The sequence below is a fragment of the Aminobacter sp. GW821-FHT11F06 genome, from assembly GCF_058808215.1.
On record NZ_JBXARL010000002.1, the window covers coordinates 369130 to 389763 of the forward strand.

General features: G+C 63.6%; 23 protein-coding genes. 15 read left to right on the forward strand and 8 right to left on the reverse strand.

Annotation, left to right across the window (positions count from 1 at the left end):
• The first annotated feature begins 75 nt into the window (after nucleotides 1–75).
• Together AC1RTB_RS06235 and AC1RTB_RS06240 are read left to right on the forward strand one after the other, a co-directional pair.
• On the forward strand, nucleotides 76–756 hold the full coding sequence (locus AC1RTB_RS06235) for an ArsR/SmtB family transcription factor (protein WP_492875719.1): 681 nt from the start codon (nucleotides 76–78) through the stop codon (nucleotides 754–756).
• Nucleotides 757–1031: 275 nt separating this feature from the next.
• Nucleotides 1032–1184: a hypothetical protein gene (locus AC1RTB_RS06240; protein ID WP_492875721.1), complete on the forward strand. Its 153-nt coding sequence runs from the start codon at nucleotides 1032–1034 to the stop codon at nucleotides 1182–1184.
• Nucleotides 1185–1420: 236 nt separating this feature from the next.
• Here AC1RTB_RS06240 and AC1RTB_RS06245 read toward each other — a convergent pair whose 3' ends face one another.
• Nucleotides 1421–2041, reverse strand: a complete 621-nt coding sequence (locus AC1RTB_RS06245) for a glutathione S-transferase family protein (protein WP_492875723.1) — start codon at nucleotides 2039–2041, stop codon at nucleotides 1421–1423.
• A gap of 228 nt (nucleotides 2042–2269) precedes the next feature.
• On the opposite strand from AC1RTB_RS06245, the gene AC1RTB_RS06250 reads away from it, so the two are divergent.
• Nucleotides 2270–2620 (forward strand): YciI family protein, encoded by a 351-nt coding sequence (locus tag AC1RTB_RS06250; protein WP_492875725.1) that lies wholly within the window; start codon nucleotides 2270–2272, stop codon nucleotides 2618–2620.
• 3 nt (nucleotides 2621–2623) lie between these two features.
• The gene (locus AC1RTB_RS06255) at nucleotides 2624–3868 is read left to right on the forward strand and encodes an RNA polymerase sigma factor (RefSeq protein WP_492875727.1); all 1245 of its coding nucleotides are present in this window, start codon (nucleotides 2624–2626) and stop codon (nucleotides 3866–3868) included.
• Between the two features lie 168 nt (nucleotides 3869–4036).
• Here AC1RTB_RS06255 and cysK read toward each other — a convergent pair whose 3' ends face one another.
• Nucleotides 4037–5017: a cysteine synthase A gene (cysK, locus tag AC1RTB_RS06260; protein ID WP_492875729.1), complete on the reverse strand. Its 981-nt coding sequence runs from the start codon at nucleotides 5015–5017 to the stop codon at nucleotides 4037–4039.
• Nucleotides 5018–5170: 153 nt separating this feature from the next.
• Entirely contained in the window at nucleotides 5171–5788 is a 618-nt protein-coding gene (locus AC1RTB_RS06265; protein ID WP_492875731.1) for a LysE family translocator, read from the reverse strand.
• 213 nt (nucleotides 5789–6001) lie between these two features.
• On the opposite strand from AC1RTB_RS06265, the gene AC1RTB_RS06270 reads away from it, so the two are divergent.
• Complete coding sequence (locus AC1RTB_RS06270; RefSeq protein ID WP_492875733.1) at nucleotides 6002–7258, forward strand: Hsp70 family protein; 1257 nt, start codon at nucleotides 6002–6004, stop codon at nucleotides 7256–7258.
• 57 nt (nucleotides 7259–7315) lie between these two features.
• Here AC1RTB_RS06270 and AC1RTB_RS06275 read toward each other — a convergent pair whose 3' ends face one another.
• Nucleotides 7316–7513, reverse strand: a complete 198-nt coding sequence (locus AC1RTB_RS06275; RefSeq protein ID WP_109575939.1) for a hypothetical protein — start codon at nucleotides 7511–7513, stop codon at nucleotides 7316–7318.
• A gap of 32 nt (nucleotides 7514–7545) precedes the next feature.
• Nucleotides 7546–8616, reverse strand: a complete 1071-nt coding sequence (gene hrcA, locus AC1RTB_RS06280; RefSeq protein ID WP_492875735.1) for a heat-inducible transcriptional repressor HrcA — start codon at nucleotides 8614–8616, stop codon at nucleotides 7546–7548.
• Between the two features lie 150 nt (nucleotides 8617–8766).
• Here hrcA and rph point away from each other — a divergent pair, with 150 nt between their 5' ends.
• The 4 genes from rph to hemW all read left to right on the forward strand — a co-directional run bounded on the left by rph (nucleotide 8767) and on the right by hemW (nucleotide 11919).
• On the forward strand, nucleotides 8767–9483 hold the full coding sequence (rph, locus tag AC1RTB_RS06285; protein ID WP_476836098.1) for a ribonuclease PH: 717 nt from the start codon (nucleotides 8767–8769) through the stop codon (nucleotides 9481–9483).
• An 8-nt stretch (nucleotides 9484–9491) separates the two neighbouring features.
• Nucleotides 9492–9902, forward strand: a complete 411-nt coding sequence (locus AC1RTB_RS06290) for a VOC family protein (protein WP_492875737.1) — start codon at nucleotides 9492–9494, stop codon at nucleotides 9900–9902.
• Nucleotides 9902–10549 carry an RdgB/HAM1 family non-canonical purine NTP pyrophosphatase gene (gene rdgB, locus AC1RTB_RS06295; protein WP_492875739.1) on the forward strand — a complete coding sequence of 216 codons (648 nt, stop codon included), beginning with the start codon at nucleotides 9902–9904 and terminating at the stop codon, nucleotides 10547–10549. The genes AC1RTB_RS06290 and rdgB overlap by 1 nt, the downstream gene beginning before the upstream one ends.
• A gap of 212 nt (nucleotides 10550–10761) precedes the next feature.
• Nucleotides 10762–11919 carry a radical SAM family heme chaperone HemW gene (gene hemW / locus AC1RTB_RS06300; RefSeq protein WP_492875741.1) on the forward strand — a complete coding sequence of 386 codons (1158 nt, stop codon included), beginning with the start codon at nucleotides 10762–10764 and terminating at the stop codon, nucleotides 11917–11919.
• A gap of 367 nt (nucleotides 11920–12286) precedes the next feature.
• Here hemW and AC1RTB_RS06305 read toward each other — a convergent pair whose 3' ends face one another.
• Nucleotides 12287–12766: a GNAT family N-acetyltransferase gene (locus AC1RTB_RS06305; RefSeq protein ID WP_492875743.1), complete on the reverse strand. Its 480-nt coding sequence runs from the start codon at nucleotides 12764–12766 to the stop codon at nucleotides 12287–12289.
• Nucleotides 12767–12868: 102 nt separating this feature from the next.
• On the opposite strand from AC1RTB_RS06305, the gene AC1RTB_RS06310 reads away from it, so the two are divergent.
• From AC1RTB_RS06310 to AC1RTB_RS06325, 4 genes are all read left to right on the forward strand, one after another.
• A complete protein-coding gene (locus tag AC1RTB_RS06310) occupies nucleotides 12869–13306 on the forward strand; it encodes an EamA family transporter (RefSeq protein WP_492875745.1) in 438 nt (145 codons plus the stop codon).
• Between the two features lie 192 nt (nucleotides 13307–13498).
• A complete protein-coding gene (gene rsmI / locus AC1RTB_RS06315) occupies nucleotides 13499–14422 on the forward strand; it encodes a 16S rRNA (cytidine(1402)-2'-O)-methyltransferase (RefSeq protein ID WP_492875748.1) in 924 nt (307 codons plus the stop codon).
• On the forward strand, nucleotides 14415–14786 hold the full coding sequence (locus tag AC1RTB_RS06320) for a YraN family protein (protein WP_492875750.1): 372 nt from the start codon (nucleotides 14415–14417) through the stop codon (nucleotides 14784–14786). Before rsmI ends, AC1RTB_RS06320 begins: the two co-directional genes overlap by 8 nt.
• A 123-nt stretch (nucleotides 14787–14909) precedes the next feature.
• Nucleotides 14910–15140 (forward strand): DUF3297 family protein, encoded by a 231-nt coding sequence (locus tag AC1RTB_RS06325; RefSeq protein WP_492875752.1) that lies wholly within the window; start codon nucleotides 14910–14912, stop codon nucleotides 15138–15140.
• Between the two features lie 33 nt (nucleotides 15141–15173).
• Here the strand turns inward: AC1RTB_RS06325 and AC1RTB_RS06330 are convergent, their stop codons facing one another.
• Complete coding sequence (locus AC1RTB_RS06330; protein ID WP_492875753.1) at nucleotides 15174–15458, reverse strand: acylphosphatase; 285 nt, start codon at nucleotides 15456–15458, stop codon at nucleotides 15174–15176.
• 168 nt (nucleotides 15459–15626) lie between these two features.
• The gene (locus AC1RTB_RS06335) at nucleotides 15627–16997 is read right to left on the reverse strand and encodes a cytochrome P450 (RefSeq protein WP_492875755.1); all 1371 of its coding nucleotides are present in this window, start codon (nucleotides 16995–16997) and stop codon (nucleotides 15627–15629) included.
• Between the two features lie 177 nt (nucleotides 16998–17174).
• Here AC1RTB_RS06335 and AC1RTB_RS06340 point away from each other — a divergent pair, with 177 nt between their 5' ends.
• Both AC1RTB_RS06340 and gyrB read left to right on the forward strand, forming a co-directional pair.
• On the forward strand, nucleotides 17175–17744 hold the full coding sequence (locus tag AC1RTB_RS06340) for an NADPH-dependent FMN reductase (protein WP_492875757.1): 570 nt from the start codon (nucleotides 17175–17177) through the stop codon (nucleotides 17742–17744).
• A 334-nt stretch (nucleotides 17745–18078) separates the two neighbouring features.
• Nucleotides 18079–20523: a DNA topoisomerase (ATP-hydrolyzing) subunit B gene (gyrB, locus tag AC1RTB_RS06345; RefSeq protein WP_492875759.1), complete on the forward strand. Its 2445-nt coding sequence runs from the start codon at nucleotides 18079–18081 to the stop codon at nucleotides 20521–20523.
• Nucleotides 20524–20634: the final 111 nt, after the last annotated feature.

Below are 20634 nucleotides of genomic sequence, written 5' to 3' on the forward strand. Positions count from 1 at the left end.
TTTCTCTGGTCGGAGAATACGCGTTGCCTGACGAGAATGCTTCGACTACCATCGAACCATGGAGGTAGTGCTGCCATGAAGGAAGGTCCCGATATCGCCCGTATCGCCAGCCTGGTCGGCGACCCGGCGCGTGCGAACATGCTGACCGCGCTGATGGATGGTGGCGCGCTGACGGCAAGCGAACTGGCGCTGGAAGCAGGTGTGAGCCTGCCCACGGCAAGTTCGCATCTCGCCAAGCTGATGGACGGCAAGCTGTTGACGGTGGCGAGCCAGGGCCGGCATCGCTACTTCGCGCTTGCCGGCACAGAGGTTGCGGCGATGATCGAAGCGATCAGCGGCGTCGCCGCTCATTCGGGGCCGCAACGCGCCCGGCCAGGCCCGCGCGACAAGTCGATGCGCGAAGCCCGCGTCTGCTACGACCACCTTGCCGGCGACCATGCGGTGGCGGTGTTCGACCGCTTCGTTGCCGAAGATATCATCGTGCGCGACAACGATACGGTGCGGCTCGGGCCGGCCGGGCAGAGCTTCTTCGCGGACGTCGGCATCGACACGTCGAAGCTTGGCCATTCGCGCCGGCCGATGTGCCGCGCTTGCCTCGACTGGAGCGTTCGTCGCTCTCATCTCGCGGGATCGCTTGGTACCGCGATCCTCGACAAGATCATCGCCGAGAAATGGGCACGCCGGCCGGCCGGCAGCCGGGTCGTCGAATTCACCCCGCCCGGACGCAAGGCGTTCGAAAAACTCTTCCTTGCCTGACGGCAAAATCCGCCGTCAGCGGCCGGTTCGATGTAACCGCGCCTGAAACCTGTGGATAGTTTCGCGGCAATATGCGGATACTTGCGTGGCGCAAAAGACACATCTTAACCAATGCCGCCCGGAATGGCCTAAATGCCTAGAAAAGAACGCAATTCAGCCGCGATCGGGCGCATTTTCACACGAAGATTAACATCGCGTTCACCGAAGATTCACAACCGCCGACTATGATCGCTTCCACGTTCGGGACGAGCCCCGAAGGGACAGGGATAAGAACAATGGCTATCTGGAACCACCTCACTCACGCCGCTGTGGCGTTTCGCGAATTCATCGCTCCGACTTACCGCCCCGAGCGCCACTATATGCGTGGTCCCGGCCCGGCCTGCGCGCGCCGCACCACCACGCTCCAGGCACGCGTGACGTTCCACTGATCATGACTGTTACCGGACGTCACGAAAGCCGCATCGCTCGGCCTGCCAGCGATCACCGCTCGACCACCTTGCGCGGCGAACGCCGGGCGATTGCTTCGACCCGCCTCTAAGGCGCGGCCAAGCCTGCCGGGGGCTCAAGCCCGGCTGCATCATAAACAAAATGAAGCTTTGGAGCGCCGCATCTTTGCGGACGCGGCGCATGACCAATTCCGTTGATCAGAGACCGGGGCGCGCCGTCACCACATCTCGTGGCTGGCGTTGAGGTCCCTGATGACGGGGATTTCGCGCTGTGCCGCGCAGACGCGCTCGATGTTCGGCCAGGTTGCAGCGACCTTGCCAGCCTCGGGGTGCCAGTGGGCAAGCATCAGCAGATAGACGTCGGCGACGGACATGCGCTCGCCGGCGAGCCAATCGCGGCCTTCGAGTGCTGCGTCCAGAATACCAAAACCGCGGTCAAACTCGGCGACGGCTGCCACCTTCACCGCTTCGGTACCTTGTGGGTCGGCGGTGTAGCGCTGCGCATAGTAAAAACGCAGGATTGCCGGATACATCACCGACGACAGGAAAGTGAGCCAGCGCAGGAACTCGGCCCGGCCCGGCGCATCCACTGCGGGTGCCAGCCGTGCGTCGGGATGGCGCTCGGCGATCAGCTGGCATATGGCAGCCGACTCTGTCATCGCATGGCCGTCCGGCAGAACCAGCGCCGGCACCTGGCCGAGCGGGCTGATGTTGCGGAATTCCGCCGGCGGCTCGGCGCCCTTGATCACCTCAATGCGTTCGAAGGGCACGCCCGCCAGTTCGAATGCCGCCTCAACGACAAAGCCGCCGCTGCCGCCGCGCGTGTAAAGTCTGTACATTCTCGTCCCCCAGCCGGATCCCCAGCGGCGGATATGACACGGTCCCGCCACGCGCCTCAAGCCAAGCCAGCGCCCGCCAGAGCTGATTTTCCACCGGTCCAGCCAGCCAATTCTTTGTGCCAGGCTCGCGCTCGCCAAAAAATTCTGCTGACCTGTCGAAATCCGCTTTTGTCAGGCGACTTTCGTTTGGCCCGCGACGATGCGGCCTGGAAAACTCAGGAGATGACAATGCAGTACATGCTTCTACTCCACCACGATGATGCGCCGTTCGTTTCAGCAAGCCATAGCGAGCAGGAAAAGATGTCCGCGCCCTACATGGCCTACAACGAAGCATTGATCAAAGCCGGTGCGATGGTGTCTGGCGAGCGCCTTCAGGGCCCTTCGACCGCCACCACCGTGCGCGTGCGCAACGATAAGACCGAGGTGCTCGACGGACCGTTTGCCGCGACCAAAGAGCAGCTCGGCGGCTTCTACATCATCGAGGCGCCCGATCTCGATGCGGCCATTGGCTGGGCGGCGCGCTGCCCGGGCGCCAGCTATGGCACCATCGAAGTGCGGCCGATCTGGCCGATCCGCTAAGGCATGACCGGCAGCGCCGAACAGGCTCGGGCGGCGGCGGAAGCCGCTGCCCGGCAAAGTTATGGCAGGCTCGTCGCCTATCTGGCGTCGCGCACCCGCGATGTCGCGGGTGCCGAGGACGCGCTCGCCGACGCCTTTGCCGCGGCTCTGTCCCGATGGCCTGACACAGGCGTGCCGGACCATCCCGAGGCCTGGCTTCTGACGGTGGCGCGGCGGCGCTCGATCGACCAGCAGAGGCGGCGCATGACCGGCGAGGCCGGCCAGGCCCATCTCAGGCTGATCGGCGAAGAACTGGAACAGGAGATGGCGCGCGAGAAATTTCCCGATGACCGGCTTGGCCTGATCTTCGCCTGCGCCCATCCGGCGATCGAGGCAGGCGTGCGCGCACCGCTGATCCTGCAGACAATCCTCGGCTTTGATGCTGCGACCATCGCCTCGGCGTTCCTGGTTTCGCCTTCGACCATGAGCCAGCGCCTGGTGCGGGCCAAGTCGCGCATCAAGCAGGCCGGCATTCCGTTTCGCATCCCCGAGACGGCGGAACTCGGCGAAAGGCTCGCCACAGTGCTGGAAGCGATCTACGCCGCTTTCGCCGAAGGCTGGGCCGATGCCAGCGGTGCCGAATCCCGGCGGCGCAACCTGGCCAGCGAAGCCATCTGGCTCGGCCGGCTGGTGGTGCAGCTGATGCCGGACGAGCCGGAGGCGCTCAGCCTTTTGTCGCTGATGCTCCATGCCGAGGCGCGCCGCGCCGCCCGCCGCGATCCCGAAGGCGCCTTCGTGCCGCTCAGTGAGCAGGATACGCTGTTGTGGGACGCGGAGTTGATTTCCGAGGCGGACGCGCTACTGCAGCGCGCCGGTGCCTTCGACGGCATCGGCCGCTACCAGATCGAGGCGGCGATCCAGTCGGCGCATGCGGCGCGGCGTTTTGCCGGCAGCACCGACTGGGCGGCGATCGCCATGCTTTATGCCGGCCTGATGACGATCTCGGCCTCGCCGGTTGTCGCCGTCAACCATGCGGTGGCGGTGGCTTATGCGGATGAGCCGGCGCGGGGCCTATCCCTGCTCGACGCCATCGACGATGCCAGGCTCAGCGAATATCAGCCCTATTGGGCAGCGCGCGCCGAACTGCTGTCGCTGGCCGGCGATCTCGTGGAGGCCGACAAGGCCTATCAGCTCGCCATCGGCCTTGAGACCGACCAGGCCGTGCGAGACTTCCTCGAACAAAAGCGGGCGGCTGTCGCTGGGCGGTGAGTGTGTGAAATACCCCCACCCCTAACCCCTCCCCACAAGGGGGAGGGGAACTTCGTGGCGCCTCGGCTCCGAGGCAACTGCGAAATCGAATGCGAAAGCGATGCTGAAAAGTCCCCCTCCCCCTTGTGGGGAGGGGTTAGGGGTGGGGGTCGATTTTGGTGAAGAGAATTACCCGCCCAAACCCTCGAACAGTACCGTCGAGAGATACCGCTCTGCGAAGGACGGAATGATGACGACGATGTTCTTGCCGGCGTTTTCCGGGCGTGAGCCGACGATGATGGCGGCTTGAAGGGCGGCACCCGAGGAGATGCCGACCGGCACGCCTTCGAGGCGGGCGACAAGCCGGGCGTTGGCCACCGCGTCCTCGTTCGAAACCTTGACGATCTCGTCATAAACAGTGGTGTCGAGCACCTTGGGTGCGAAACCGGCGCCGATACCCTGGATCTTGTGCGGGCCGGGCTGGCCACCCGACAGAACCGGCGAACCTTCCGGCTCGACCGCAACGACATGGAGCGAAGGCTTGCGCTTCTTGATGACCTGGCCGACGCCGGTGATCGTGCCACCGGTGCCGATGCCGGCAACGAGGATATCGATCGAGCCTTGGGTGTCGTTCCAGATTTCTTCCGCCGTCGTCTCGCGATGGATTTCGGGGTTGGCCGGGTTTTCGAACTGCTGCGGGATGATCGCGTCGGGAATGGTCTGCGCCAGTTCCTCGGCCTTGGCGATGGCGCCCTTCATGCCCTTGGCGCCTTCGGTCAGCACCAGTTCGGCGCCGAGCAGCGCCAGCATCTTGCGGCGCTCGATCGACATCGTCTCGGGCATGGTGAGGATCAGCTTGTAGCCCTTGGCGGCGGCGGCGAAGGCGAGCGCTATGCCGGTATTGCCCGATGTCGGCTCGATCAGCGTGCTCTTGCCGGGCGTGATGCGGCCATCGGCCTCAAGTGCTTCGATCATGGCGACGCCGATGCGGTCCTTGACGCTGCCGATCGGATTGAAGAATTCGAGCTTGGCGATGAGGTTCGCCACCACGCCCTTTTCCCCCGCGAATTTGTCGAGCCGCACCAGCGGTGTGTCGCCGATGGTCTCGGTGATCGAGCCATAGACGCGGCCACGGCCGGGCACACGCGTGGAGGTAACGGGCTTGTTCATCGATTTCGCTCCCGAAATTGCCTGAGTTTTGAACTGCGAAGATAGGGTGTCGCCGGGCAAATTCCGAGTGGGCGCCGTGCTGATTAGGGGCAGTTCACGGAAACATGTTTCCGTGAACGCTAACCCAGGAGAATGAAATTCCAGCCAGCGCCGTTACTGGCGGACGGCGATCGCGGCCGCCGCGCCGACCATGAAGCCGGCGGCAGTGCGGTTGAGCAGCTTGAGCGCGCGCGGCGTCTTGAGGAACCAGCGCGCCTTGGACGCGAGCAGCAGATAGGGCACCAGAACGATCATCAGCACCGCAACCGTGATGGCAACGAGAATGCCGTAGTCGGCGAGCGTCAGCGAATGCAGGTCGACGACTGTCGGCGTGATCGCCAGGTAGAAGATCATCGTCTTGGGATTGCCAAGCGTCACGGTCAGCCCGGCGAGAAAGCTCGCCAACAGGCCGCCCTTGCCCTTCTTCGCCTCGACCGTCTCGGGTGTGATGCCGCTGGTCCAGAAGTTCCAGGCGAGATAGGCAAGATAGGCGACGCCGAGCCATTTGATCGCCAGAAACACCATGCCGAAGGACTGGGCGACAAGCGCCAGGCCAAGCACGACGGCGGTGAGATAGCTGAGATCGCCAACAACAAGCCCGAGCGACATGGCAAGCGACGAGCGGAAGCCCGAGCCGAGCGCACGCGCCACGAGTGCGGTCACCCCTGGCCCTGGAATGGCGGCGGCAATCGCAAGCGCGCCGCTATAGGCGAGAAATCCTGTCAGGGTCATGTGAGCTGCTCGGGGTCAGTTGGACGGCGCTGATATCGCACGAAAGCGGCTTGCTGGGAATGTCGCGAGGGTTGGGCCAGCGATCACATTTTGTCAGAAAATACCCTGATGACATCGACATTCGCCGCCCCGTCGTGTAGGCGCACGGTCCGATTGCGGCCCCGGCAGAAGCTCGAGGGTCGCCCATTCATGCAGAAAATCCAGGACTCAACGATGCGACCGGCTTTCGGCGGCATAGACTTCGGCACTTCCAATTCGACCGTCGGCGTGATCGAGAACGGCCGCCCGCGCCTCGTGGCGCTTGAAGGCGACAGCGTCACGCTGCCTTCCGCCATCTTCTTCAACTTCGAAGACAACCAGACAGCGCTCGGCCGCCGCGCCATCGGCGAATACACCGACGGCGCCGAAGGCCGCCTGATGCGCGCGCTGAAAAGCGTTCTCGGTTCGTCGCTGGTGCATGAAAAGACACGCATCAAGGCGCGCCAGATCGCCTTCACCGACATCATCGGCATGTTTGTCGGCCATCTCAAGGATCGCCTGGAGAGCCATGTCGGCGAGGCCGTGGAAAACGTCGTGCTCGGACGCCCGGTCCAGTTCGTCGACGACAATCCCGGTGCCGACGCCGCAGCCCAGAGCGAGCTTGAAAAGGCCGCGCGCGCCCAGGGCTTCAAGCATATCGACTTCCAGTTCGAGCCAATCGCCGCCGCCCTCGACTACGAGCGCACGGTGACCCGCGAAGAGCTGGCGCTGATCGTCGACATGGGCGGCGGCACGTCGGACTTTTCCATCGTTCGGGTCTCGCCTGAGCGGGCGACGTCCAGCGACCGCAAAGCCGACATCCTCGCCAATCGCGGCGTGCATATCGGCGGCACGGATTTCGACCGGCTGCTCAGCATCGCCCATGTCATGCCCGAGCTCGGTTATCTCACGGCGACCAAGGACGGCAAGCGCAACCTGCCGGCGGGTTATTTCATCGATCTCGCGACCTGGCAGCGCATCAACTTGCTCTACACGCCGAAGGCCAAGCTCGACCTGCGCCAGATCCGCTTCGAAGCCGCCCGCCCCGACCTCATCGACCGGCTGATCGAGGTCGTCGACCAGCGTTTCGGCCACGCTTTGGCGACCAAGGTCGAAAAGGCCAAGATCGAGCTGACCGATGCCGACCAGGCGGCTATCGACGTTTCGCTTCCGGCGGCAAAGTTCACAGCATCGCTGACCAGGCAGGGGCTTGAAGACACCATTCGCAGCGCGGTCGAGCGCGTCACGGCAACCGTCGCCGACACGCTTGAAGAAGCGCAGGTACAAGCGGACGACATCACCGCCGTGTTTTTGACCGGCGGCTCGACCGCCATCCCGCTGGCGCGCCAGAGCATTCTGGCGCTGGTACCGGGCGCAAAGATCGTCCAGGGCGACGCCTTCGGCAGCGTTGGCCTGGGCCTCGCGCTCGATGCGCAGCGGAAGTTCGGCTAAGACAATCGAAGTGCAGCACCTCTGGCGCGTCCAAGTGGGCGCGCCAAGCAGCCCGTCTCAGGCGCCGGCTTTGTAGAAATCCTCGTCGAGACGCTTTTCCAGTTCGACGAGGTCGGCGGGCACCGGCAAGCCTTGCGCCCGCAATTCGGCCAGCTTCTCGCGCAGGCGCTCGTGCAGTTCGTGCTCGTCTTCGGGCTGGTTGACCATCTCCTGCAAGAGGACCGCAATCTCGGCCTTGATCTGTTCGAATGCCATTGCATCCTCCTGAGTATGACTGGGCGATTATCTCACCTGAGCATGCGCGAGATCAACTGCGCCGTATAGTCGACCATCGGCACGATGCGCGCATAATTGAGCCTGGTCGGGCCGATGACGCCGAGCGCGCCGACAACGCGGGCATCCTTGTCGCGATAAGGGGCTACGACCAGCGACGAACCGGAGAGCGAAAACAGCCGGTTTTCCGAGCCGATGAAGATGCGCACGCCCGAGCCTTCCTCGGCGAGGTCGAGAAGCTGGATCAACCCGTCCTGGGTTTCCATGTCCTCAAACAGATGCTTGAGCAATTCGATGTCGGCCTGGGCGGTGACGTTTTCGAGCAAATTGGCGCGCCCGCGCACGATGAGCCGCGACGGCAGGCCGCTTTCGGCGCCAGCCCAGACGGCAAGGCCCTTTTCGACGAGATCCTGCGACAGCGTATCGAGGGCTGCCTTGGTCTCGTCCTTGATGCGGGCGATTTCGATCCGGGCCTCGGCCAGGGTGCGGCCACGGATATGGGCGTTGAGGAAGTTGGACGCCTCGTGAAGCTGGGAGACGGTGACGCCGAGCGGCAGTTCGACGACGCGGTTTTCGACATCGCCATTCTGCGACACCAGCACGGCCAGCGCCTTTGTCGGTTCGAGCTGGATGAACTCGATATGCTTGAGGGCGACCTCGTTCTTGGCGGCGAGCACCAGGCCCGCACCGCGCGACATGCCCGACAGCATCTGGCTCGCCTCGGTCAGCATCTGCTCCAGCGAAGCCCCCTCGCCCGAGGCCTTGACCTGGGCTTCGATGACACGGCGCTCCTCGTCAGACAGATCTCCTAGTTCCATGAAGGCGTCGACGAAAAAGCGCAGGCCCTTTTGGGTCGGCAGGCGGCCGGCGGAGATATGCGGGGCATAGACCAGACCGAGATGCTCGAGATCGCTCATCACGTTGCGCACGGTTGCCGGTGACAGCGACGAAGGCAGCATGCGGGACAGGTTGCGCGAACCGACCGGCTCGCCATCCCTGAGGTAGGAATCGACGATGCGCCGAAAGATGTCGCGCGAGCGCATGTCGAGCGATTGCAGCGAGGGATCGGGTACCGCTTTGGTCATCTGCTTCATGGACTCCGTCTAAAATGATATAGACAGCACGGCTGCGAACACAACAGCTCCAGCAGCGGAACCGGTTTTCCTTTGCGCTGGTCCTGCCATGGAGCTACAAGCCGGCAACAATTTTCCGATTTCGCCAGAGAAAGTAGCCGTATGCGCCCCTCCAAACGCCAATTCGACGAAATGCGCGCCATCTCCTTCGAACGCAACGTGTCCAAGCACGCCGAAGGCTCGTGCCTGGTGAAGTTCGGCGACACCCACGTTTTGTGCACCGCGAGCCTGGAAGAAAAGGTGCCGGGCTGGATGCGCAATTCCGGCAAGGGCTGGGTAACGGCCGAATACGGCATGCTGCCGCGCTCGACCGGCGAACGCATGCGCCGCGAGGCTTCGGCCGGCAAGCAGGGCGGCCGCACCCAGGAGATCCAGCGGCTGATCGGCCGCAGCTTGCGCGCCGTGGTCGACATGGGCGCGTTGGGCGAACGTCAGATCACCGTCGACTGCGACGTGATTCAGGCCGACGGCGGCACCCGCACGGCTTCGATCACTGGCGCCTGGATCGCGCTTCACGACTGCCTGCGCTGGATGGAAGCGCGCCAGATGGTCAGCGTCGACAAGGTACTGAAGGACCATATCGCGGCGATCTCGTGCGGCATCCATGACGGCCAGCCGGTCATCGACCTCGACTATGTCGAGGACTCCTCGGCCGGCACCGACGCCAATTTCGTCATGACCGGCAAGGGCGGCATCGTCGAGATCCAGGGCACCGCCGAAGGCGTGCCGTTCTCGGAAGAGGAATTCCTGGCGCTGATGAGCCTCGCCCGCAAGGGCATCACCAGGTTGGTTGACCTGCAGAAGATGGCGGTGGGCTGAGGCTCCCTATGAAGCTCTCGGCGATCCTCGAATCCGCGCTTTACGTCACCGACCTCGATGCCGCTGAGGCATTCTATGGCAAGGTGATGGAGCTGGAGCAAATCGCCAAGGTGCCGGGGCGGCATGTGTTCTTCCGCTGTGGCCCCGGCGTGCTGTTGCTGTTCAATGCTGAGGCGACGCGACAGCCACCGAAGCCCGATTCCAGGCTGCCGGTGCCGCCACATGGCACGACGGGCCAAGGGCATCTGTGCTTTGCCGCGACGGCTGAAGAAGTCGAGCAATGGAAGACAAGGCTCGAAGGCGAAGGCGTCGCCATCGAAGCCGATTTTGAGTGGCCGAATGGTGGCCGTTCCATCTATTTCCGCGATCCATCGGGCAATTCGCTTGAGATCGCCGAGCCGAAACTATGGGGCCTTTGATGCGCAAGCTTGCCGACAACGAGATCGTGATCGCCAGCCACAATGCCGGCAAGCTGCGCGAATTCGCCGACCTGATGGCGCCGTTCGGCATCGCCGCCAAATCGGCCAAGGAATACGGCCTGCCAGAACCCGACGAGACCGGCACGACGTTCGAGGAAAACGCCTACATCAAGGCACTGGCGGCGGCGACAGCCACCGGACTGCCGGCGATGTCGGACGATTCCGGGTTGGTGGTCGACGCGCTCGACGGCGCGCCGGGCGTCTACACCGCCAACTGGGCCGAGAAGCCCGACGGCACGCGCGACTTCGCCATGGCGATGCAGCGCACGGAAGACGCCATGCAAGAGCGCGGTGCGGCAGCGCACGCCCAGCGCACCGGCCGGTTCGTCGCCGTCATCTGCCTGGCCTGGCCGGATGGTCACGCCGAATATTTCCGTGGCGAGGCCGAGGGCAATCTGGTGTGGCCGCCGCGCGGCGAAAAGGGTTTTGGCTACGATCCGGTGTTTTTGCCTGAAGGTTTCGACAAGACCTTTGGCGAGATGAGTGCTGAGGAAAAGCATGGCTGGAAGCCCGGCCAGGCCGACGCGCTTTCGCACCGCGCGCGCGCGTTCCAGAAATTCGCCCGTGCCATGTTCGGCTCGGCCTGAGCGATGCGTCTTTCGCCAAATTCATTGCGTCGCAATGCACCCCCACCCCTAACCCCTCCCCACAAGGGGGAGGGGGACTCTGGCGCAGCCATCGCAACCGGACTGCCCGCTGGAAGCCGGCGGGAACGTAGCAAAAATCCCCCTCCCCCTTGTGGGGAGGGGCTAGGGGTGGGGGTATTGTCGCCCCAGTCTAACCGGGCAGGCATCACCCAATGATTCTCGATCGCTCGCCCGGCTTCGGCGTCTATGTGCACTGGCCGTTTTGCGCGGCCAAATGCCCTTACTGCGACTTCAACAGCCATGTCCGCCACCAGCCGGTGGACCAGGAACGTTTTGCCCGCGCCTTTGCCGCCGAACTCGCAACGATGCGCGCGCGCACCGGCCCGCGCGAGGTGACCAGCATTTTCCTGGGCGGCGGCACCCCGTCACTGATGAAGCCCGAGACAGTGGGGGCGGTGCTCGATGCGATCGCCGCCAACTGGACGATATCAGGCGATGCCGAGATCACGCTCGAGGCCAACCCGTCTTCCGTCGAGGCCGAACGCTTCCGCGGCTATCGCGCGGCTGGCGTCAACCGGGTCTCGCTCGGCGTGCAGGCGTTGAACGATGCCGATTTGCGCTTTCTTGGCCGGCTGCACAACGTTCCCGAAGCGCTGCATGCCATCGGTCTGGCGCGCGAGATCTTTCCGCGCCTGTCGTTCGACCTGATCTATGCGCGGCCGGGCCAGAAGCCCGACGCCTGGGCCAAAGAGCTTGAACAGGCGATCAGCTATGCCGTCGACCATCTGTCGCTGTACCAGCTGACGATCGAAGAAGGCACGCGCTTCTTCCAGCTCTACAATGCGGGCAAGTTCGAGATCCCCGACGGCGAACACGCGGCAGAGCTCTATGCGATCACCCAGGAGGTGACGACGGCGCACGGTCTGCCGGCTTACGAAATCTCCAACCACGCCAAGCCGGGCGCCGAGAGCCGGCACAATTTGACCTACTGGCGCTACGGCGAATATGTCGGCGTCGGCCCGGGCGCACATGGCCGCTTTCTCGAAGATGGCACGCGCGTGGTGACGATCGCCGAAAAGCTGCCCGAACGTTGGGCCGAACTGGTCGAGCAGCGCGGCCACGGCATCACCGGCGGCGAGATACTGAACCGCTCGGAAGAGGCCGACGAGTTCCTGCTGATGGGCCTGAGGCTCGTCGAAGGCATCGACCTCGCTCGCTACGAAGTGCTGTCGGGCAAGTCGCTGTCTTCGGCGCGGCTGTCTATCCTACAGGACGAAGGCCTAGTGGCGCCGATCGGCAATTCGCGCCTGCGCGCCACACCCCAAGGCATGATCGTGCTCGACGCGGTGGTTGCCGACCTGGCGCGGTAGGAACCGTTCTTGTCGTAGTCTTCGACCATGGTGGCAGTTCCTGCGGACGCATGATCGTGCTCGACGCTGTCGTGGCCGATCTCGCTCTGTTACCTTTGACCGTGGCGGTTGTTGGCACGTCACGGCATGGATCCCCGGAACTCCGCGCGTCGCTTCGCTCCTGCTCCGCCCGAGGATGACGAGCTTTGGCGGACGCCACCGCCAATCTCCGTCGTTCGCGATTGGCGAGGAGCCCAATCCCTTCGTCATCCTCGGGCGGAGCAGGAGCGAAGCGACGCGCGGAGTTCCGGGGATCCATGCCGTAACCGAACTGACGGCGGTGGCGGTTCAGAATGCACTTCAGTCAGCGCCATACTGACCGCGCTGATCAGGCCGGGCTCTTCATCTGAAACACGTTGGTGCCTTCGACGTCTTCTTCGATCTTCCGCCAGCCCATGCCTTCGTAGTAGGCGGTCAGGCGCGGCTTGGCGCAGAGATAGACGGTCTCGAAGCCCTGCTTGAACGCGGCTTCGGCCCCTGCTCGCGCAAGTGCGGTGCCGAGGCCCGATTTGCGTGCGCCTTCGTCGACCCACAACGCAGCCACCCAGGGCGAATATTGCGGGCGGGACTCAAGGTCGTTGTCGATCAGATGGGCGGTGCCGAGGAAGGTGTCGCCGTCGTGGGCGACGAGCGCCAAGGGCAGCCCTGTCGAGGAAAAATTCTCGTTCACCAGTCCCTGGATGAAGTCGAGTTGGTGGCCGTCGTCGCGCCACCATGCATTCCAGATACGATCGGCGACCGTTTCGGCAAATTCCGGCCTGTCGCGAAGATCGGAGATCGAAAACTTCTGTTCTTTGCCGTTCGTCATCAGGCGCACTGCTATGCTTTCGACTTTCGGAAAGTCGGCGATTGAAAAGACTGAGGTAAACGTCCATTCAAATGCCAACAAGTCCATTTCACGGAGCCAGACATGAATTCCGCCGTCGCATACTGGCAGTTCTGGGCCGTTCTTTCGGCCATCTTCGCGGCCCTGACGGCGATCTTCGCCAAGGTCGGCATCGAAAACATCAATTCCGACTTCGCCACGTTGATCCGGACCGTGGTGATCCTGCTGGTGCTGGGCGCGATCATATCAGCCACCGGGCAGTTCCAGCCGCTCAGCGAGATTTCGCGCAAGACCTATCTGTTTCTGGTGCTCTCGGGGCTTGCCACTGGGGCGTCGTGGCTATGCTACTTCCGCGCACTGAAGCTCGGGAACGCTGCGCAAGTGGCGCCGATCGACAAGCTAAGCGTCGTTCTTGTCGCCGTGTTTGGCGTCATGTTCCTTGGCGAGCGACTTAGCACGGCGAACTGGCTCGGCGTCGCGTTGATCGCGGCGGGAGCGGTTCTGGTCGCCTACAAGGCGTGAGGGCGGGGCCGCTTTGGTGGCTGCGTCAAGGCGGGAGATGAAGGCGTCGAAGCGATGGGACATGGCCAGTACGATTGCCTCTGTTGACGAATCTCTGTGTTCCGATCCGCGGCGGCGATTTGTTTCCCGCACTGTGGCAAAGCCAAGGCAAAATCGATCACATCCTTTTGCAAGTGCCTCAGTGCCATGCCAATGAGAGGGTGGAAGCGAGGCGGCGTGCAGAACAACGAAAACAAGCGGGTCTATGTCATCGGCCAGACCGAAATCGCGGCACGGCCGCTGACACCGGCGCTGTATCTGGTGGCGACGCCGATCGGCAATCTCGGCGACATCACGCTGAGGGCGCTCGAAACGCTGGCTGGAGCCGACCATGTCGCTTGCGAGGATACGCGGGTGACGCGTGTTTTGCTCGACCGCTTCGGCATCCGCCAGCGGCCAACCGCCTATCATGAGCACAATGCCGGTGAGGCCGGGCCACGGCTGATTGAGGCGCTGGAGAACGGTCGCAGCGTGGCGCTGGTTTCGGACGCCGGAACGCCGCTGGTCTCGGACCCCGGCTTCCGCCTTGTCGGACAGGCGCAGGAGCGCGGCATTCGCGTCGTGCCGATTCCCGGCGCTTCGGCGGTGCTCGCGGCGCTGACGGCTTCCGGCTTGCCCTCGGATGCGTTTTTCTTCGCCGGTTTTTTGCCGGTCAAGGACGGGCAGAAGCGGACACGGCTCGAAGAAGTGAAGGCAGTGCCAGGCACGCTGATCTTTTTTGAATCGCCGCGCCGGATGGCCGACACACTCGCCGCCATGGCCGATGTGCTGGGCACGCGCCAGGCGGCGATCGGGCGCGAACTGACCAAGGCCTTCGAGGAAATCCGCACCGGCACCTTGGCCGAACTCGCGGCCCATTATGCCGAGGCTGACACACCCAAGGGCGAGGTCGTCATCTGTGTGGGGCCGCCCGAGCAGCGGACCGAGACGGCCGACGATGTCGACAAGTTGCTGTTGTCGCTGGCCAAGGAAATGCCGGCGTCCAAGGCGGCAGCGGAAGCTGCGCGCATGACCGGTGGGCAGAAATCTGCACTTTACCGCCGCCTGCTGGAACTGCGCGAAGGGTCGGATGACTGACCGCCTTACCCGCCAGCAAGCACAGCGCCTCGGACATCGCGGCGAGTGGCTGGCGGCATTGGCGCTGATGCTCAAGGGCTACCGGATCGTTGCCCGGCGCTACAAGACCAAGCTCGGCGAGATCGACCTGATCGCCCGGCGCGGCGACCTGGTGCTGATCGTCGAGGTGAAGGCGCGGCGCACGCTGATCGAGGCGATGGAAGCTGTCGGCTACGGCTCGGAGCGGCGCATCGAGGGCGCCGCCGACCTGTGGCTCGCACGCCAGCCGGATTATGGCCGGCTTTCGGTGCGCTTCGACATGGTGGCTGTGCTGCCGCGGCGCTGGCCGGTGCATGTCGAAAACGCATTCCAGGGGCGTAACTGAGCGTGGGCCTTTACCCAGCCGGCCAATGACCTTAACAGCGCTCGCAAAGCATGCTGCGAACTGGACGATCATTCGCCCGTCCATGCTCAGCTGTATGAACGCCTTGTGCTACTGGAGATATCAATGACCCTTCCCGACCGGCTGAGCATCGACCCGAAAAGCCCCTTTTTCAACGCCGAGGCGCTGGAGCAAGGCGTGGGCATCCTGTTCAACGGACGCGAGCGCGAGGATGTCAGCGAATACTGCGTCAGCGAGGGCTGGATTCGCGTTCCCGCCGGCAAGTCCAAGGATCGCTTCGGCGAGCCGCTCACCATCAAGCTCAAGGGCACTGTCGAGCCGTTTCCGAAGCCCTGAACGGTCCAAGGCCGGAACCGAGGAACCGCGCTTTCAGCCGGTGATGTCGAAGCCGGCAGGCAGATTTTCCGGCTTCGCCGGTTCCGAGACGACGCTGGATACCACCGCCCCGCGCGGGCCTTCCCAAAATGCCTTGAGCATCGATGCGATGTCCTCGTCGGGGCCGGCGATGAGTGCCGTCACCGAGCCGTCGCGCTCGTTGCGCACCCAGCCGCGCAGGCCGCGCTTTTCGGCCTGGCGCTTGGTCCAAATGCGGAAACTGACGCCCTGGACGTGACCGGTGATATGGACGTGGACGGCGCGGGACGTGCTGATCATTGAGGCCTCCAGGCTGACGCGGAATCCCCCTCCCCCTTGTGGGGAGGGGTTAGGGGTGGGGGTGATGCCAGCTTCGGCGCCTCACGTTTACCCCCACCCTGTATCCCTCCCCACAAGGGGGAGGGAGGACGTCAGCGTCGCGCCTCCCTCAGGAGGCAGAGTTCAGCTTCACCTTCGCGTCACGCGCATCGGCAGGCCGCCTTGCGGCTGAGTTGTCAGCTTCTGCACCGGCCATGGCTTGGTCGCAGCGATCGTGTCGAAGCGGTAGCGCGACAGTAGAATGGCGAGCGCGATGATCGCCTCTTGCATGGCAAAGCTCATGCCGATGCAGACGCGCGGGCCAGCACCGAAAGGCAGATACTGGTAGCGGTCGATCTTGTCGCGGTTTTCGGGGTGGAAACGCTCAGGCATGAAAGCGTCGGGCCGGTCCCACAGCTTGCGATGGCGGTGCACCGTCCATGGCATGACCAAAACCTGCGCCTTGCGCGGGATTTTCAGGTCCTTGTAGCTGTCATCGGCGATAGGCTCGCGGTTGATCGACGGTGCTGGCGGATAAAGCCTGAGCGCCTCTTCGAACACGGCGCGGGTGTAGGGCATGGCGTCGAGCCATTTGACCGGATCGGGCTCGCGCGAAAGCACCGTGTCGATTTCCTGCTCGACGCGGTCGCGCTCCCAGGTGGCCTCGGCAAGGCAATAGATGGTCCAGCCGAGCGCGCGTGCCGTGGTCTCGTGGCCAGCACCAATGAAGGTGATGATGTTGTCTTCGATCTCCCCGCGCGTGAGCCCATCTGGCCCTTCGGCGCGCAGCAACAGGGTCAGAAAATCTTCGGGCGCGCCGCCGGGGTCACGGGCCAGTTTTTCGCTGCGCATCTCCACCGTGTCGGTGACGATCTTGCGGAAATAGGCCATGGTCTTGCGGCCGCGCAGGCGCGTGAAGCGCGGCAGCCATTGCGGCGCCCGCAACAGGTCGAACGGATCGACGCGGCCCATCGTCTCGAACAGGCGGTCGATCTCATGGGCAAAGCTGCCCGGCTCGCCTGCGATCTCACCCGAAAACAGCGTCTCGGCCAGGATATCGTAAGTCAGCATGGTCATGTCGTGGGCGACATCGACCGGTTCTGAGGCATCGTCATAGCGTTTGACGAAATCGAGCGTGCGGGCAAGCATCGGCTTGGCGAAACCGAAGATGTGGCGCGGCGTGAAAACAGGCGCCATGGCCTTGCGCGAGCGCTTCCAGACATCACCTTCGGCGGTCAAAAGCCCGTCGCGCAGGATCGGCCGCAGGATCATCTGGCGGACGGTCGCCATCTTGTAGTTCTTGGCGTTGTCGACCAGCACATGGCGGATGAGGCCGGGATCGTTGGCGATGACCAGCGGCCCGCCAATGCCGGTGACCGAAATCCATGGCTCGTTGTAGGACGGCTCGCCCCACAGCTCGAGCGGGTTGCGGTAGACGATCCGCATCATCTCCAGCGTCGAGGGCGGCTTGGTGCGCGGTATCGGTGCCGGGGGAACGAAGGGTTCCGGTCTGGTATCCATCAGATGCTCTGCCTCTCCCGTTGAATGTAGGCGCGGCAGGGCCAAGCGTCCATGCGGCCGAATTGCGATTACCTGGATGTGACCCAGTTACAAAAAAGTGCCTTCTTGTCACCGCAAGCTGCCGGGGACTATCTCGCGCCTAGTCACCATTAGATACTGCCATCAAGGAAACAAGACTTGAAACACCAGCTCAACATCGTCGTTGCCAGCACCCGGCCCGGCCGCGTCGGCCCCGTATTCGCCCGCTGGCTCGAAGCCTATGCGCGCGAGCATGGCAAGTTCGAACCGGTCATCACCGACATCGACGCCTTCGGCCTGCCGATCTTCGACGAACCCAAGCACCCGCGCCTGGGACAGTACGAAAATGAGCACACCAAAAAGTGGTCGGAGGCGATCAAGCCAGCCGACGCCTTCGTGTTCGTGACGCCCGAATACAACTACTTCGCGGCCCCCGCACTGGTGAACGCCATCGACTACCTGTCCAACGAATGGAGTTACAAACCGGCGGGTTTCTTGAGCTACGGCGGCGTTTCGGCCGGCCTGCGCGCCGTGCAGGCGGAGAAGATGCTGCTGACCACGGTCAAGATCATGCCTATTCCCGAGGCGATCGCGATCCCGGCCTTCCCCCAGCATCTCGACGAGAATGGCGAGTTCAAGTCGAACGCGCTGGTCAACGACAGCGCCAAGGTGATGCTCGACGAACTGTTCCGCTGGAGCGAAGCGCTGAAGCCGATGCGGGCCGACTGATCTTCAAAAACCACACCGTTGCCGGTCGCCCGTTCGGCCGGCAACGAGCGTTTCCGATACCCGATCCCATCTGGGATTTTTGGGGTTTGCACGCACGCCGAGACTGCGCGAGTGACCTCTGTGGCCCCTCACCCGCGCCACCGGCCCAGATGGCTGCCGAGCACTTCGCGACGAGGGCTGGGTATGGCCCCGCGCGCATACGTCCATCCCCAGTCAAAACACCCGTAAAACTTGGAAAAACCACACTTAACGCCTATATCTGGGTGATCTATGGGCGTGCGATTCGGGGCCGATTTTGCCGCGTCCTCCCGCGGCAGTCAGACGAAAGTTTTTCATGAGCGACCAGTCCGAGAACCTTCCCGGCGCAGAAGCCGAGTACGGCGCAGATTCCATCAAGGTTTTGAAGGGGTTGGATGCTGTCCGCAAGCGCCCTGGCATGTATATCGGTGACACCGACGACGGTTCGGGCCTGCACCACATGGTCTACGAAGTGGTCGACAACGCCATCGACGAGGCGCTGGCCGGGCACGCGACGCTGGTGACGGTGTCGCTCAATCCCGATGGTTCGGTGACCGTGACCGACAACGGCCGCGGTATTCCCACCGATATGCACGAAGAGGGCGTGTCGGCGGCTGAGGTCATCATGACGCAGCTGCATGCCGGCGGTAAGTTCGACCAGAACTCCTACAAGGTTTCGGGCGGCTTGCACGGCGTTGGCGTGTCCGTCGTCAATGCGCTGTCGGTGTTCCTCAGGCTGAAAATCCGCCGCAAGGGCAAGATTTTCGAGATGAGCTTCACCCATGGCGTCGCCGACGCGCCGCTGCGCGAAACCGGCGATGCGGGCAGCGAGACCGGCACGGAAGTCACCTTCATGCCCTCGCCCGAAACCTTCACCATGGTCGAGTTCGACTATGGCACGCTGGAGCACCGGCTGCGCGAACTCGCCTTCCTCAATTCGGGCGTGCGCATCGTTTTGTCCGACAAGCGCCATGCCGACATCAAGGTCCAGGAACTGCTCTATGACGGCGGCCTGATCGAATTCGTCCGCTATCTCGATCGGGCGAAAAAACCGCTCATATCGGCGCCGATCGCCATCCGGGCAGAGCGCGACGGCATCGTCGTTGAAGTGGCGATGTGGTGGAACGACAGCTACCACGAAAACGTGCTGGCCTTCACCAACAACATCCCCCAGCGCGACGGCGGCACCCATCTGGCCGGCTTCCGCGGCGCGCTGACGCGCCAGGTGACCGGCTATGCCGAAACCTCCGGCATCGCCAAGAAAGAAAAGGTCTCGATCACCGGCGACGATTCCCGCGAGGGTCTGACGGCGGTGCTGTCGGTCAAGGTTCCCGACCCGAAATTCTCGTCGCAGACCAAGGACAAGCTGGTTTCGTCGGAAGTCCGCCCTGTCGTGGAAAGCCTGGTCAACGAAGCGCTCGGTAGCTGGCTCGAGGAACATCCGGCGGAAGCAAAGACGCTGATCGCCAAGGTGGTGGAAGCTGCAGCTGCCCGTGAAGCGGCGCGCAAGGCGCGCGAACTGACCCGTCGCAAGGGCGTGCTCGACATCACCTCGCTGCCCGGCAAGCTGGCCGACTGCCAGGAACGCGATCCGGCCAAGTCCGAAATCTTCATCGTCGAGGGTGACTCGGCAGGTGGTTCCGCCAAGAGCGGGCGCTCGCGCCAGAACCAGGCGATCCTGCCGCTGCGAGGCAAGATCCTCAACGTCGAGCGCGCGCGCTTCGACCGGATGCTGGGTTCCGAGATGATCGGCACGCTGATCACCGCGCTCGGCACCTCGATCGGCAAGGATGAGTTCAACGCCGACAAGTTGCGCTACCACAAGATCATCATCATGACCGACGCCGACGTCGACGGCGCCCACATTCGTACGCTGCTGTTGACGTTCTTCTTCCGCCAGATGCCGGTGCTTATCGAGCGCGGGCACCTCTATATCGCCCAGCCGCCGCTCTACAAGGTGGCGCGGGGCAAGAGCTCGCAGTACCTCAAGGACGAAGGCGCCTTTGAGGAATATCTTGTCGATGTCGGCCTCGATGAAGCGTCGCTGACGCTGTCGTCGGGCGAAGTGCGGACCGGCCAGGACCTGCGCGCGGCGGTGACCGACGCGCTCGGCGTGCGCACGCTGATCGACGGCCTGCACACGCGCTATTCGCGCTCGGTGGTCGAGCAGGCGACGATCGCCGGTGCGCTCAACCCCGACGTCTTCGCCGATCTCGACCGCGCCAAGGCGATGGCCGAAACGATTGCCCAGCGCCTCGACCTGATTTCGGAAGATATCGAGCGCGGCTGGACCGGCCACATCTCGACTGCCGATGACGGCACGGGCGGCTATGTCTTCGAACGCACGCTGCGCAGCGTCAAGGAGAGCGTCCATCTCGACATGGCGCTGATCAACTCGGCCGATGCGCGCCAACTCGACCGTTATGCCGCCCGCCTCAACGAACTCTACTCCCAGCCACCGGTGCTGCGCCGCAAGGAAGTTTCGGAGACCATCGCCGGACCGATGGCGCTACTGGCTGCGGTCTTCGCATCGGGCCGCAAGGGCCTGACCATGCAGCGCTACAAGGGTCTGGGCGAGATGAACGCCGAACAGCTGTGGGAAACCACGCTCGATCCGAATGTGCGCACGCTGCTGCAGGTCAAGGTGAACGACGCCACCGATGCCGACGCACTGTTCTCGCGCCTGATGGGCGACGAGGTCGAGCCGCGCCGCGACTTCATCCAGGAAAACGCGCTCAGCGTGGCCAACCTGGACGTCTAAGCAAGAATGTCGGGCGCACTCCAAAGGAGTGCGCCCTTCGAGGCTCGCTTCGCTCGCACCTCAGGATGAGGAACGAGGTTGCGAGGCTCGACAGTTCTGCAAGTATCACGC

Bases quoted from the DNA above. Each gene is read 5' to 3' on its own strand.
- AC1RTB_RS06235 (WP_492875719.1), top strand. From the start codon at position 76: ATGAAGGAAGGTCCCGATATCGCCCGTATCGCCAGCCTGGTCGGCGAC.
- AC1RTB_RS06240 (WP_492875721.1), top strand. From the start codon at position 1,032: ATGGCTATCTGGAACCACCTCACTCACGCCGCTGTGGCGTTTCGCGAA.
- AC1RTB_RS06245 (WP_492875723.1), bottom strand. From the start codon at position 2,041: ATGTACAGACTTTACACGCGCGGCGGCAGCGGCGGCTTTGTCGTTGAG.
- AC1RTB_RS06250 (WP_492875725.1), top strand. From the start codon at position 2,270: ATGCAGTACATGCTTCTACTCCACCACGATGATGCGCCGTTCGTTTCA.
- AC1RTB_RS06255 (WP_492875727.1), top strand. From the start codon at position 2,624: ATGACCGGCAGCGCCGAACAGGCTCGGGCGGCGGCGGAAGCCGCTGCC.
- cysK (WP_492875729.1), bottom strand. From the start codon at position 5,017: ATGAACAAGCCCGTTACCTCCACGCGTGTGCCCGGCCGTGGCCGCGTC.
- AC1RTB_RS06265 (WP_492875731.1), bottom strand. From the start codon at position 5,788: ATGACCCTGACAGGATTTCTCGCCTATAGCGGCGCGCTTGCGATTGCC.
- AC1RTB_RS06270 (WP_492875733.1), top strand. From the start codon at position 6,002: ATGCGACCGGCTTTCGGCGGCATAGACTTCGGCACTTCCAATTCGACC.
- AC1RTB_RS06275 (WP_109575939.1), bottom strand. From the start codon at position 7,513: ATGGCATTCGAACAGATCAAGGCCGAGATTGCGGTCCTCTTGCAGGAG.
- hrcA (WP_492875735.1), bottom strand. From the start codon at position 8,616: ATGACCAAAGCGGTACCCGATCCCTCGCTGCAATCGCTCGACATGCGC.
- rph (WP_476836098.1), top strand. From the start codon at position 8,767: ATGCGCCCCTCCAAACGCCAATTCGACGAAATGCGCGCCATCTCCTTC.
- AC1RTB_RS06290 (WP_492875737.1), top strand. From the start codon at position 9,492: ATGAAGCTCTCGGCGATCCTCGAATCCGCGCTTTACGTCACCGACCTC.
- rdgB (WP_492875739.1), top strand. From the start codon at position 9,902: ATGCGCAAGCTTGCCGACAACGAGATCGTGATCGCCAGCCACAATGCC.
- hemW (WP_492875741.1), top strand. From the start codon at position 10,762: ATGATTCTCGATCGCTCGCCCGGCTTCGGCGTCTATGTGCACTGGCCG.
- AC1RTB_RS06305 (WP_492875743.1), bottom strand. From the start codon at position 12,766: ATGACGAACGGCAAAGAACAGAAGTTTTCGATCTCCGATCTTCGCGAC.
- AC1RTB_RS06310 (WP_492875745.1), top strand. From the start codon at position 12,869: ATGAATTCCGCCGTCGCATACTGGCAGTTCTGGGCCGTTCTTTCGGCC.
- rsmI (WP_492875748.1), top strand. From the start codon at position 13,499: ATGAGAGGGTGGAAGCGAGGCGGCGTGCAGAACAACGAAAACAAGCGG.
- AC1RTB_RS06320 (WP_492875750.1), top strand. From the start codon at position 14,415: ATGACTGACCGCCTTACCCGCCAGCAAGCACAGCGCCTCGGACATCGC.
- AC1RTB_RS06325 (WP_492875752.1), top strand. From the start codon at position 14,910: ATGACCCTTCCCGACCGGCTGAGCATCGACCCGAAAAGCCCCTTTTTC.
- AC1RTB_RS06330 (WP_492875753.1), bottom strand. From the start codon at position 15,458: ATGATCAGCACGTCCCGCGCCGTCCACGTCCATATCACCGGTCACGTC.
- AC1RTB_RS06335 (WP_492875755.1), bottom strand. From the start codon at position 16,997: ATGGATACCAGACCGGAACCCTTCGTTCCCCCGGCACCGATACCGCGC.
- gyrB (WP_492875759.1), top strand. From the start codon at position 18,079: ATGAGCGACCAGTCCGAGAACCTTCCCGGCGCAGAAGCCGAGTACGGC.